Source organism: Gemmiger sp. An50 (assembly GCF_002161595.1).
Classification (GTDB): Bacteria; Bacillota; Clostridia; order Oscillospirales; family Ruminococcaceae; genus Allofournierella.
Window position 1 is genome coordinate 104,401 of record NZ_NFID01000005.1, and the last position, 11,289, is coordinate 115,689.

Annotated in this window: 12 protein-coding genes and 1 tRNA gene; 1 reads left to right on the forward strand and 12 read right to left on the reverse strand. The window is 60.9% G+C overall.

Going from position 1 to position 11,289, the window contains the following annotated elements; genetic code table 11:
- Positions 1 to 126: 126 nt before the first annotated feature.
- The 11 genes from B5G03_RS06585 to B5G03_RS06630 all read right to left on the reverse strand — a co-directional run bounded on the left by B5G03_RS06585 (position 127) and on the right by B5G03_RS06630 (position 8,928).
- Positions 127 to 498 (reverse strand): four helix bundle protein, encoded by a 372-nt coding sequence (locus B5G03_RS06585; protein WP_242962322.1) that lies wholly within the window; start codon positions 496 to 498, stop codon positions 127 to 129.
- 157 nt (positions 499 to 655) lie between these two features.
- Positions 656 to 731 (reverse strand) — tRNA-Thr (locus B5G03_RS06590).
- Positions 732 to 853: 122 nt separating this feature from the next.
- On the reverse strand, positions 854 to 1,714 hold the full coding sequence (gene rsmA, locus B5G03_RS06595) for a 16S rRNA (adenine(1518)-N(6)/adenine(1519)-N(6))-dimethyltransferase RsmA (RefSeq protein WP_087180942.1): 861 nt from the start codon (positions 1,712 to 1,714) through the stop codon (positions 854 to 856).
- A gap of 116 nt (positions 1,715 to 1,830) precedes the next feature.
- The gene (locus B5G03_RS06600; protein ID WP_087180943.1) at positions 1,831 to 3,171 is read right to left on the reverse strand and encodes a S41 family peptidase; all 1,341 of its coding nucleotides are present in this window, start codon (positions 3,169 to 3,171) and stop codon (positions 1,831 to 1,833) included.
- A 34-nt stretch (positions 3,172 to 3,205) separates the two neighbouring features.
- Positions 3,206 to 3,343: a hypothetical protein gene (locus tag B5G03_RS17380; protein WP_162613360.1), complete on the reverse strand. Its 138-nt coding sequence runs from the start codon at positions 3,341 to 3,343 to the stop codon at positions 3,206 to 3,208.
- Positions 3,343 to 4,497, reverse strand: coding sequence for a murein hydrolase activator EnvC family protein (locus tag B5G03_RS06605; protein ID WP_087180944.1), 1,155 nt, complete (start codon positions 4,495 to 4,497; stop codon positions 3,343 to 3,345). Before B5G03_RS06605 ends, B5G03_RS17380 begins: the two co-directional genes overlap by 1 nt.
- A gap of 52 nt (positions 4,498 to 4,549) precedes the next feature.
- The gene (ftsX, locus tag B5G03_RS06610) at positions 4,550 to 5,458 is read right to left on the reverse strand and encodes a permease-like cell division protein FtsX (protein ID WP_087180945.1); all 909 of its coding nucleotides are present in this window, start codon (positions 5,456 to 5,458) and stop codon (positions 4,550 to 4,552) included.
- Positions 5,455 to 6,159, reverse strand: a complete 705-nt coding sequence (gene ftsE / locus B5G03_RS06615; RefSeq protein ID WP_087180946.1) for a cell division ATP-binding protein FtsE — start codon at positions 6,157 to 6,159, stop codon at positions 5,455 to 5,457. The genes ftsX and ftsE overlap by 4 nt, the downstream gene beginning before the upstream one ends.
- Positions 6,160 to 6,369: 210 nt before the next feature.
- Positions 6,370 to 7,452, reverse strand: coding sequence for a PucR family transcriptional regulator (locus B5G03_RS06620; protein ID WP_087180947.1), 1,083 nt, complete (start codon positions 7,450 to 7,452; stop codon positions 6,370 to 6,372).
- 257 nt (positions 7,453 to 7,709) lie between these two features.
- A complete protein-coding gene (locus B5G03_RS06625; RefSeq protein ID WP_087180948.1) occupies positions 7,710 to 8,438 on the reverse strand; it encodes a pseudouridine synthase in 729 nt (242 codons plus the stop codon).
- 1 nt (position 8,439) lies between these two features.
- The gene (locus tag B5G03_RS06630) at positions 8,440 to 8,928 is read right to left on the reverse strand and encodes a pyridoxamine 5'-phosphate oxidase family protein (protein WP_087180949.1); all 489 of its coding nucleotides are present in this window, start codon (positions 8,926 to 8,928) and stop codon (positions 8,440 to 8,442) included.
- A 228-nt stretch (positions 8,929 to 9,156) separates the two neighbouring features.
- Here B5G03_RS06630 and B5G03_RS06635 point away from each other — a divergent pair, with 228 nt between their 5' ends.
- Positions 9,157 to 9,741: a TetR/AcrR family transcriptional regulator gene (locus B5G03_RS06635; protein WP_058962830.1), complete on the forward strand. Its 585-nt coding sequence runs from the start codon at positions 9,157 to 9,159 to the stop codon at positions 9,739 to 9,741.
- Between the two features lie 98 nt (positions 9,742 to 9,839).
- Here the strand turns inward: B5G03_RS06635 and purB are convergent, their stop codons facing one another.
- The gene (gene purB / locus B5G03_RS06640; protein WP_087180950.1) at positions 9,840 to 11,273 is read right to left on the reverse strand and encodes an adenylosuccinate lyase; all 1,434 of its coding nucleotides are present in this window, start codon (positions 11,271 to 11,273) and stop codon (positions 9,840 to 9,842) included.
- Positions 11,274 to 11,289 lie beyond the last annotated feature (16 nt).

Sequence of the window (11,289 nt, forward strand, 5' to 3'; positions counted from 1 at the left end):
ATGCTCGGGTGCAAAAAGGTCTGTTTGAGGGCTATTATAGCAAACTCCGACGGAATTTGGAAGAGAAGCGCGGTCTGATATAAAAAATGCGCCGCAAGCATTTGCAGCATGCGGCACACTGAAGTCTCACCCTCCGGCAGGTGTAGTTCTCTTTGCGGTATTGATGGACGCAATGAGCAGACGCTTGACCTCTGTGCATTGCTTTAAAATGGCGGAATCGTTATAATAACCGCTTTCGATCAGCAGCTCCAGCCAGTACTCACTTTCCGAGCACTCCTTCAAGGCAATCTGCAATTTTGCAATAAAATCAGCCTTACCGTGGGCATACATGGCTTCCCGGATATTCGCCCCCACGCTGGTGCCGGAACGGATCAGTTGATTGGTAAGAACGCTCTCCCGTTTGTCACGCTTGATTTCATTGCACACCCGGATAATTTCCAGCGCAAAGGCTTTGGATTTATCTTGCAAAGGACTGGGCATGGGCATCACCTTAACCATTAAAATCCGTGCTGCGCATGCGGCACACCTTACTTATTCACTATTCGCTCTTCACTCTTCCCTTCCAAAAATCGACTCTGCCGGCTCAGTGAAAAGTGAACGGTGAAGAGTGAATAAGGAAAAATCGACAAGCTCCTTGGCGGAACTTGTCGATTTTTGGAGCTGGTGGACGGATTCGAACCCCCGACCTGCTGATTACAAATCAGCTGCACTACCAGCTGTGCTACACCAGCATATTCAGCAAGAAATATTATACCAAAAAAAGCGCCCGGGCGCAAGACGGTTTTTGCCGCCGGTCCCCTTTTTCCATGTTTCAGGGACCGGCGGCAATCTTCCTTCCGTTCAAACCGGCCGGTTATTTTACCTCGGCCAGCGCTTTTTGCAGCGCGCAGAAGTCCTCCAGCGTCAGCTGTTCAGGGCGGGCGGTGGGGCTCAGGCCCGCCGCCTGGAGCGCGGCGGCCACCTTCGCCTTGGGCAGGCCCATGCCGTTGCTGATGGAATTGGCCGCGGTCTTGCGCCGCTGGCCGAAGGCCGCCCGCACCAGCTTGAAAAAGCCCGCTTCGTCCTCCACCTGCACCGCAGGCTGCTCGCGCACCTGCAGCTGGATCACCGCGCTGGTCACCTTCGGCGGCGGATAGAAGCTGCCGGGCTGCACCGTGAACAGCAGCCGGGGCTTTGCGTAGTAATCCACCGCGTAGCTGATGGCGCCCGCCTCGCGGGTGCCCGGGGTGGCGGTGATGCGGTCCGCCGCCTCCTTCTGCACCATGACCGTGATGTGCTGGATGGGCAGCTTTTCCTCCAATAGCCGCATCAGGATGGGACTGGTGATGTAATAGGGCAGGTTGGCGCACACGGCCACCGGCATTCCGGCAAACTTCTCCCGGATCAGCCCGGCCAGGTCCACCTTCAGCACGTCCTGCAAAAGGATCTCCACATTATCGAACTCGGCCAGCGTTTCCGCCAGCAGGGGCGGCAGGCGCTGGTCCACCTCGATGGCCACAACCTTGTTCGCCCGCAGGGCCAGCTCCTTGGTGAGCACGCCCACACCGGGGCCCACCTCGATCACGCCCCAGCTCTTGTCGATGCCCGCTGCCTCCACGATCTTGGGGCAGATGCCGGGGTTCACGATGAAGTTCTGCCCGAACCCCTTGGACAGCGCAAAATCATACCGGGCACACAGGTCCCGGATGGTGGAAATATCCGTTAAATTGGGCATAGGGTCCCGCCTTTCTGTTTGTATCGTGCCCGCCCGGACCTTTGCCCGGGCAGACAGCAGCGCCCCGCGGCCCATCTGCACGGGCCGCCGGAGCGCTGCGGAATCATATTTAGGATTTATTCGCCGTCGGTGCTTTCGCTGGCGGGGGCCGCGGAATCCGCGCCCTCGCTGGTAGCCTCGCCGCCTTCGCTGGTGCTCTGGCTGGCGGATGCATCACCGCTGGCCGCGCTGCTGGAAGAATCGCCGTTGGCCGAAGTTCCGCCGTTCATGGTCTGTGCCACGCCCAGCGCCTTCTGCACCTGGGTATCCTCCTCCACGCTCACCAGCGTGGTGTCGCTGCCGTCGGCCTTGGCGGCCACCTCCACGTCCACGGTCAGACCGGTACCGTCGAAGCTGGTCTTGTCCGAGGTGAGCATCTTGGCAGTGGTGATGACCACGGCGCTGCCGTCGCTCATGCGGTGGGGCTCCGCCTGGATGGTGCCCTTGCCCGCGGTGGTGGTGCCCACCAGCTGCGCGCCGGAAAGCTGGCGCAGGCTGGCGGCAAACAGCTCCGCAGTGCTGGCGGTGCCGCTGTTTACCAGCACTACCATGGGCAGATCCACATGACTCTCGTCGCTGGAACCCAGCAGGGTCTGCTCGCCGTTCTTGTCCTCCGCGAACACGATGTCCGCCTCGGGCACCAGCTGGTCGATGCAGTTCACCGCCACGTCCATCTGGCCGCCCGCGTTGTCGCGCAGGTCGAAGACCAGGGCCTTGGCGCCCTGATTCTGCAGCTCCTCCACCGCCTTGCTGAAGGTGCTCTGGGTGGTGCCGTCGAACCGGTAAATCTTGATATAGCCGTAGCTCTCACCCAGCATCTGGTATTCCACGCTGGGGATGGTGTAGCGGCTGCGGTTGATGGTATGGTCGGCGGTGGTGCCGTCCGGCGCCATGTAGGTCACGGTGACCTCGGTGCCCGCCTCGCCCTGCAGCTGAGCGGTCACGTTGGCGGCGGTCAGGCCCTTCACCTCGCCGCCGTTGATGGCGGTGATGAAGCCGCCCACCTGCAGGCCCAGCTCGGAGGCGGGGCTGGAATCGTAGACCTTGGTGATGCGGGCATAGCCCGAGGAATCCTTCACCACCTCCACGCCGATGCCCATGATGTTGCCGTTCTGCACCTCCACCAGCTCGGCGTACTGCTTCGCGGTGTAGTAGTTGGCGTTCTTGTCGCCGATGCCCAGCACATAGCCGTAGGCCATCATGTCGTTCAGGGTGGCGTCCTGGATGTCGCCGTAGTAGTTGGCGCGCACGTACTTGTCCAGCTCGGCGATTTTGCTGTACATGCTCTCCTTTTCCTTAACGGAAGGGATGGTGGCGTCGAACATCTGGCGCGCCAGAATCATGGTGATGGAAAAGGTCACCGTCATGGCGATGATGGCGATGGTCAGCGCCATGCTGATGCTGATTTTCTTATTCATGGTCTTGCTTCTTCCTCCGTGGCGTTCCCGCCGGTCAGATCAGGTAGGCGATCTGGATCGCCAGGGAGCTGAAGATGGTGAGCGCCATGAGCACGGCAAGCGCCAGACTCACGGTGCGAACGAGTTTTTTGTTGTCCTTCATGGGGCTCCTTTCATTGTTGGGGGCGGACATCAGAACGCCACGTAGTTGCGGGGGTTCTGCTTCACGCCGTTGATGCGCACCTCAAAGTGCAGGTGGTTGCCGTAGGAATTTCCTGTATTTCCCACATAGCCGATCACGTCGCCCTGCTTCACCGACTGGCCCACGCCCACGGCAATGCTGCTCATGTGGGCGTACAGGGTGGTCACGCCGTCGCCGTTGTCCACCATGACCACGTTGCCGTAGCTCCAGTGGCCGGTGGTGGAGGAGATGACGCCGTCATGGGCGGCCTTGATGGGGGTGCCACCGGGGGCGGCGATGTCCATGCCGCTGTGACCGGTCTGGATCACGCCGTTGATGTTCTGGGTGGCGCCGAACTCGGTGGTCACCCGGCCGGCGATATCCAGGGGCCAGCGGAAGCCCTCGGCGGACACACCACTGCCGGTGGACGCCTGGCTGGCCACCCAGGCCTGGAACTGTTTCTCGGCCTCATCGGCCTTCTTCTGCTTTTCGGCCACCACGGTCTCCTGGGCCTGGGCCGCGGCCTCCTTGTCGCTGATGGTCTGCTTCTGGGCCTGGATGTTGGCGGCCAGCTGGTTTTCCTTGGTATCCAACGCGGCTTTCGCTTCCTCCAGATCCGCCTTGGCTGCCTCCAGCTCGGCCTCCTCTTCCTCCAGCCGGGCCTTCTCGTCGTTCATCTCCTGCAGGATCTCGGTGTCCTTTTCGCTGATGCGCTGCAGGTTGTCGGAATAGGTGAGCAGGTCGTACAGGCTCTGGGCGCTGGCCAGCACCGCCACGGCGCCGGTATCCTGCATCACCTGCATGGCCTGCATGCGCTCCTTGAAGTCCTCCCAGCGCGCGTCGATCACGGCTTGCTGGTCCGCGATGGCCTGCTGCTGGATGGCGATCTCGCTGTTCTTCTGGTTGATCTGGTCGATGGTATCGTTGATCTGGCTGATGATGATGGTCTGCTGATTTTCCAGACTCTTTTTCTGCTGCTCAGCCTTGTTCTTATCGTTTTTGATCTGCTGAAGGACCTGTTCTTCCTTTTTCAGCTCCTGCTCAGCCTTCTCCCAGTCGGATTTATAGTCGGCGTTCACCGCCGCGCCGCCGCATGCGGCAGCCATGCAAAGGGCCAGCGCGCCGCACAGCGCCCGCCGCCAGGGTGCTCGAAGTTGCTTGCTCATGAGAATCGCTCCTTTTGCTGGCGCCCGCGGCCGGCCGGCCGCGGATCGCGGTTTATACGTGCAGGTATTTGCGAATGGAGGTGGCGGTGCCCACGCTGCCGATCAGGCTGCCGAAGGCCAAGAAAGCGATCAGCACCTTCCACCAGACCTGACCCATGCCCAGCAGCACGTCGTTCAGGATGGCGCCCCAGAAGGCGGGGAAATCCACGCTGTAGATGATCAGCAGCTGATAGCCGCCCAGTACGATGGCCGAGGAGATCAGACCGGCGATCAGGCCCACGGCGATGCCCTCCACAAAGAAGGGCAGGCGGATGAAGCCGTTGGTGGCGCCCACGTACTTCATGATGTTGATCTCCTTGCGGCGGGCGAACACGGTGAGGCGGATGGTGTTGCTGATGACCACGATGCTCACGAAGCCCAGCACCACCACAAGGCCCACGCTGATGACGGTGACCGCCTTGTGAATGTTCACCACCAGGTCGGACAGGCCGGTGGGCACGTTCACGTCCACTACGCCGGAGATGCTCTCCAGCTGGGGCACGATCTCATCCATCTGGCCCACGTCCTGCAAAACCACCTTGTAGTTGGCCAGGAAGGGGTTTTCCTCGCCCTCGAACACGTCGAACAGATCGGCCTTGTCGCCCATGGAATCCCGCATCAGGTCCAGGGCCTCGTCCTTGGAGACGTAGGTCACTTCCTTCAGGCCGCTGATGGAGCGCAGGGCGCTGTCCACCGAGGCAAGACCGGTCTCGTCCAGGTTTTCGTCCAGGTAGACGACCACCTCGTTCTGGCTGCGCAGATACAGCATCAGGCTGTTCATGTTGGCGGTGAACAGGCCCGCAACGCCGGTGATGATGAGGCAGACGGTGAGCACGCCCACGCTGGCAAAGCTCATCAGCCGGTTGTTGATCATGTTGTGAAGGCCCTGGCGGGCAAGGTATTTAAAGCTGGACCACTTCACAGGATCACCTCCCCTGCATCTTCCCCGGCGTCCTGCCGGTTCTGGGAGTCGCCGATCACGTTGCCGTGGTCAATGGTGATGACCCGCTTGCTGAAATGGCGGGCCAGCTCATGCTCGTGGGTAACCACCACCACGGTGATGCCCACGCTGTTGATGGCGCTGAGCAGCTCCATCATCTCCACGCTCAGCTCCGGGTCGATGTTGCCGGTGGGCTCGTCGGCGATGATCAGCTGGGGGCTGTGCACCAGAGCGCGGGCCAGCGCCACACGCTGCTGCTCGCCGCCGGAAAGCTCGTCCGGGTATTTGTCCATTTTCTCGGAAAGGCCCACCAGGCTGAACACATAGGGCACCCGGCTGGCGATCTTCTTTTCGGGGATGTTGGTCACCCGCATGGCGAAGGCCACGTTCTCGTAGGCGGTCATGCTGGGAATGAGACGGAAGTCCTGGAACACCACGCCCATGTTGCGGCGCAGGTAGGGCACGTCCTTCTCCTTCATGCGGGTCAGGTCCTTGCCGTTCACGAACACCCGGCCGCTGGTGGCTTTTTCCTCCCGCAGGATCAGCTTCAGGAAGGTGGATTTGCCCGCGCCGGAATGGCCCAGAACGAACACGAACTCGCCTTTTTGGATGTGAAGGCTCACATTTTTCAGTGCGGTGTTGCCCCCGGGGTACACCTTGGAAACGCGGTCAAATACAATCATTTTTTCTCCCCATACGCCGCCCGCAGCCGGGCGGCACGGCCGCCGGTGCGGCCTGTTTTTCCTTTTTTAGCTTGCTGTTTCGCTGTTACAAAACGAGGGCCGGCGCAAACAACCAGCACCGCGATGCAAAAACAGCACCGCGGCGCGGCATAGCGGCCGGCCCATGGGCAGACATCGCCGCCCGGCACAGGCCCTGGGGCCTGCGCGTGATCAATATTTTGCCGGGTTGGCGCTCAGATATTTCTTTACCATCAGCGCCACCTTGAACACGATGGCGTCGTCGAACTCCCGCAGATCCAGGCCGGTGAGCTTTTTGATCTTCTCCAGGCGGTACACCAGGGTGTTGCGGTGCACAAACAGGCCGCGGCTGGTCTCGGAAACGTTCAGGTTATTCTCGAAGAAGCGCTGGATGGTGAACAGGGTCTCGTTGTCCAGGCTCTCGATGCTGCCCTGCTTGAACACCTCGCGCAGGAACATCTCGCACAGGGTGGTGGGCAGCTGATAGATCAGACGGGCGATGCCCAGATTGTCGTAGCTGATGATGGCCTGCTCGGTGTCGAACACCTTGCCCACCTCCATGGCCACCTGGGCTTCCTTGAAGCTGGCGGCCAGGTCCTTCACGTTGGCGATGGGAGTGCCGATGCCCACAGTGGCCTTGATGTAGTGCTCGCCGGACAGGGTATCCACGATGCTGGAGGCCAGCTTTTCCAGATCCTTCTGGTCGATGCCCCGCTTGATCTCCTTCACCAGCACGGTGTCGGTCTCGCTGATGTTGAACACGAAGTCCTTCTGCTTGTCCGGGAACAGGCTGCTCACCACGTCGTAGGCGGAGATATCGGTGCCGCTGGTCACGCGGATCAGGAACACCACCCGGGATACATCGGTGGCAAAGTGCAGCTCGCGGGCCTTGGCGTAGATGTCGCCGGGCAGGATGTTATCCAGCACCACGTTCTTGATGAAGTTGGCCTTGTCGAACTTCTCGTCGTGGTACTGCTTGATGCTCTGCAGGCTGATGGCGAGCAGGCTGGCAAACTGGGCGGCGGTCTCGTCGGTGCCTTCCACATACACAGCGTAGTCGTTGTGCTTGTTGGAGCTGAACTGATGGTAGCTGCAGCCGTCCTTGACGAAGCAGTCCCCGGCCAGGCGCTCGGCCACAAAGCCGTCCCGCACCTCGCCGATCATATTCAGATCGGAACAGGAAATCACGGTGCCGGTCTCATCCACCACACCGACCACCCGATTGATGGCGTCCTTCATCTGGTAGACAACACCCTGAAACACTCTGTTTGCCATAATACGCTCCCCTTTTATTTGACGGTAATGTTTTCCACAATAAGCTTTGTGATATTTGAACAATTGCACAGGCTCTCTGTGTATATTTTACACAAGGGAATATACTTTTGCAACATATTTCAACGATTTTTTCTGCCATTTATTGTGTAATTTTGAATACCGGCCAAAATTTCGGGTCCAGGCACCCTTTTAGCCTACGACAAAATTGTGTAAGTTCTTTGAAAGAACTGCAAAAAAACGGCCTTGCAAAGCCATTTTCAGGCATTTTGCCCGCCCGGGGCAAGCTCGGGTGCCAGCTGCGCCAGCTCCTGGGCAGAAAGCTCCCGCCACTGGCCCGGGGCCAGGCCCGGGTCCAGCGAAAGGCCCCCGATGGCCTGCCGGTGCAGCTCGTTGACCCCTGCATCCAGCACGCCGAACATCCGTTTGATCTGGTGGTAGACCCCCTGGCGCAACACCACGGTGGCGGCATAGGGGTTTTCCGGATCCGGAATGAGGCCCGCGGGCTTCATCACTTCGCCGTCAGCCAGAGTCACACCCTCCTCGAAGGCGGCCACCATGGCCGGGGTGACCGGGGTATCCAGCTCCACCCGGTAGGTCTTGGGCACGTGGCGGCGGGGCGAGAGGATGGCGTGGGCAAAGGCTCCGTCGTCGGTGAGCAGCACAAAGCCGGTGCTGGTCTTGTCCAGCCGGCCCGCCGGGAACAGCTCCCGCCGGGGGAAGGCTCCTTCCAGAAGATCCACCACAGTGCGGTCCCGCTTGTCGGTGCTGGCGCTCACCACACCCTTGGGCTTATTCAGCATAATGTACACAAACTGCTGGCAGGTGAGGGATTTGCCCTCGGCGGTCACCGTCTCCGCGCCGGAAAGGGCGGTGTCGGCCTTTTTGCAGACCTGGCCGTCCACCGTGACCCGGCCCTTGGTGATCAGGGTGCGGGCCGCGCTGCGGGGCAGCTGCAGGCTCTGGGCAACGAACTTGTCCAGCCGCATCTCAGTTCTCCTCCAGCAGACGGCCCTTGTTGGCCTTGCCCCGCAGCTGCTGGATGTCCAGCGCGAACATGACCACCGCGGGCATGCCCTTCATGGTGCGCTCGTAGGCGGGGGTGTCCACATGGTCGGCGGAGTATTTTTCGCAGATGGCCCGCATGGCCGCCATTCGCTCGCTCTCCTCGGTGAGGATGCGCACCTGACCCTGGGCGATGGCGCTGGCGTAGATCACCTCGAACCGCTCGGGCACGTTGTGGGCGTAGAGCACCGCCGTGAAGCTGGCCCGGGCGTCCCGGGTGATGTTCTCCAGCTTCTGGCCCCGCTTGGCCGAATGGAAATACAGGGTGTCGCCCTCCAGGGCAAAGGCCATGGGCACGGCGTAGGGCCAGCCGTCCTCGTTGATGGTGGCCAGCATGCCGAAGCTTGCCTTGCGCAGTACCTCCTTTGCATCCTCCTCACTCAATTTTCGATCGACCCGGCACAGATCCCGCATCGTTTTTCCCGCCTTTCCTTCTCATTTCGGCCCGGCCGGGCCGTATTTTCTGTATGGTATTATAGCATATTCCGCCGAAAAGAGGCCACAGCGGTTTGTTTTCCATATTATTTCAATTTATTTCCACAAAACATTTGTTTTTCTGTGTATATTGTTCTATAATAGGTTCATGGTTTGCCGGCAGAGCGCCGGCATGCGCGTTTGCGCCAGAAAAGGAGGTCTCGCCCCATGCGGACAGCGGTCAAAAAGAATGCCCGCCGCCAGGAACTGCTGGAACAGATCTACCCTATGATCGATCAGGTGGGCTACGAAAACCTGACCGTGCGGGGCATCTGCACCAGCCTCGGAATATCCACTGGCACCTTTTATCACTATTTCCCGGAAAAAGCCGATCTGCTTTTGGCCTTTTTCGCGGGCATCGACGATTTTTACCAGCAGGAAGTGCTCCCCCGCTTCGGGCCGGATGAGGCGGCCAATCTGGACCGGTTCATCCACAGCTACGGCGTTTACTGCCAGCGGGTGGGCGCGGGGGTCTGCCGCTGTCTGACCAGCGCACCGGCCCACGACGCCAAGCGCAACTATCTTTCCGAGAGCCGGCCCATCAGCCGTATCCTGGAAGAGCTGATGATCCGGGGCGCGGCCAGCGGCAGGTTCACCTGCCCCTTCCCGCCGGAGCAGTGCGCCCGCATGGTGATGATCTCGGTGCGGGGCCACGGGTCCGACTGGGCCAAGCGGGGCGGCGAGTACGATCTGATCCGCTCGCTGGACGATTACGCCCTTCTGCTGCGCATCGCCCTGGGCTGCCGTCCCTGAGGCTGTGTTCCCTTCCCTACACAACAAATGACCCGCTGCTTTTGGGCAGCGGGTCATTTTCATTTTGTTATGCAGCCGAAGCCGCTGAGCCTGTAAAATCAGACGTTCAGCTCGGCGTGCTGACCGGCGGCTTCGGGGTGAGCGGCCAGAACGGGACGGATGACCTCGGCGAGGAACTCTTCCACCTGCTGGGCGCTGCGGCCGGTGAAGTGCTCGGGCACCAGAACGCCGTCGATGTCGGCGTGGGTCAGGCCGAAGCTGGCGTCGTTCACCACACGGTCGATCAGGTCGTTGGGCTTGCCCTCCTCCTTCACCTGCGCGGCGGCGGCGATGGAGTGCTGGCGCAGCTTCTCGTGCAGCTCCTGACGGTCGCCGCCCTTCTTCACAGCGCTCATCATGATGTTCTCAGCGGCCATGAAGGGCAGCTCGGCCATCACGCGGCTGCGGATGACCTTGGGATAGACCACCAGGCCATCGCAGACGTTGAGCAGGATGTTCAGGATGGAATCGGCAGCCAGGAAGGCCTCGGCCACGGCGATACGCTTGTTGGCGGAGTCGTCCAGGGTACGCTCGAACCACTGGGTACCGGCGGTGAAGGCCGGGTTCAGGATGTCCACCATCAGGTAGCGGGCCAGGGCGCAGACGCGCTCGCAGCGCATGGGGTTGCGCTTGTAGGGCATGGCGGAGGAACCGATCTGGTTCTTCTCGAAGGGCTCTTCCATCTCCTTGAAGTTGGCCAGGATGCGGATGTCGGTGCACATCTTCATGGCGCTCTGGGCAAGGCCGGACAGTGCGCTCAGCACCTGGAAGTCCACCTTGCGGCTGTAGGTCTGGCCGGACACGGGAACCACCTTGTCGAAGCCCAGCTCGGCGGCGATGGAGGCCTCCACCGCCTTGATGCGGGCGGAGTCGCCCTCGAACAGCTCCACAAAGCTGGCCTGGGTGCCGGTGGTGCCCTTGCTGCCCAGCAGGGCCAGAGCGTTCATGCGGCTGGTGATCTCTTCATAGTCCATATACAGCTCGTTCAGCCACAGGCTGGCGCGCTTGCCCACGGTGGTAAGCTGGGCGGGCTGCAGATGGGTGTAAGCCAGAGCGGGCATGTCCTTGTACTCATCGGCAAACTTGGCCAGCAGGGCCAGAACGCCCACCAGCTTTTTCTGCACCAGCTCCAGGCCTTCTTTCATCACCAGCACGTCGGTGTTGTCGCCCACGTAGCAGCTGGTGGCGCCCAGGTGGATGATGCCCTTGGCGTTCGGGCACTGCAGGCCGTAGGCGTACACATGGCTCATCACGTCGTGACGGCATTCCTTCTCGCGGCGGATGGCGTCCTCATAGTTGATGTCGTCCTTGTGGGCCTCCAGCTCGGCGATCTGCTCGTCGGTGATGTTCAGGCCGTTGGCCTTCTCGGCCTTGGCCAGGGCGATCCACAGCCGGCGCCAGGTGCGGAACTTGTTGTCCTCCGAGAAGATGTACTGCATCTCGGGGGAGGCGTAACGGGTCTCGAAGGGAGAGATGTATTTATCGTGGGACATAGTGGTTCCCCTTTCT

Excerpts from the sequence above, each read along its gene's own strand:
- B5G03_RS06585 (WP_242962322.1), bottom strand. The coding sequence starts at position 498 with ATGGTTAAGGTGATGCCCATGCCCAGTCCTTTGCAAGATAAATCCAAA.
- rsmA (WP_087180942.1), bottom strand. The coding sequence starts at position 1,714 with ATGCCCAATTTAACGGATATTTCCACCATCCGGGACCTGTGTGCCCGG.
- B5G03_RS06600 (WP_087180943.1), bottom strand. The coding sequence starts at position 3,171 with ATGAATAAGAAAATCAGCATCAGCATGGCGCTGACCATCGCCATCATC.
- B5G03_RS17380 (WP_162613360.1), bottom strand. The coding sequence starts at position 3,343 with ATGTCCGCCCCCAACAATGAAAGGAGCCCCATGAAGGACAACAAAAAA.
- B5G03_RS06605 (WP_087180944.1), bottom strand. The coding sequence starts at position 4,497 with ATGAGCAAGCAACTTCGAGCACCCTGGCGGCGGGCGCTGTGCGGCGCG.
- ftsE (WP_087180946.1), bottom strand. The coding sequence starts at position 6,159 with ATGATTGTATTTGACCGCGTTTCCAAGGTGTACCCCGGGGGCAACACC.
- B5G03_RS06620 (WP_087180947.1), bottom strand. The coding sequence starts at position 7,452 with ATGGCAAACAGAGTGTTTCAGGGTGTTGTCTACCAGATGAAGGACGCC.
- B5G03_RS06625 (WP_087180948.1), bottom strand. The coding sequence starts at position 8,438 with ATGCGGCTGGACAAGTTCGTTGCCCAGAGCCTGCAGCTGCCCCGCAGC.
- B5G03_RS06630 (WP_087180949.1), bottom strand. The coding sequence starts at position 8,928 with ATGCGGGATCTGTGCCGGGTCGATCGAAAATTGAGTGAGGAGGATGCA.
- B5G03_RS06635 (WP_058962830.1), top strand. The coding sequence starts at position 9,157 with ATGCGGACAGCGGTCAAAAAGAATGCCCGCCGCCAGGAACTGCTGGAA.
- purB (WP_087180950.1), bottom strand. The coding sequence starts at position 11,273 with ATGTCCCACGATAAATACATCTCTCCCTTCGAGACCCGTTACGCCTCC.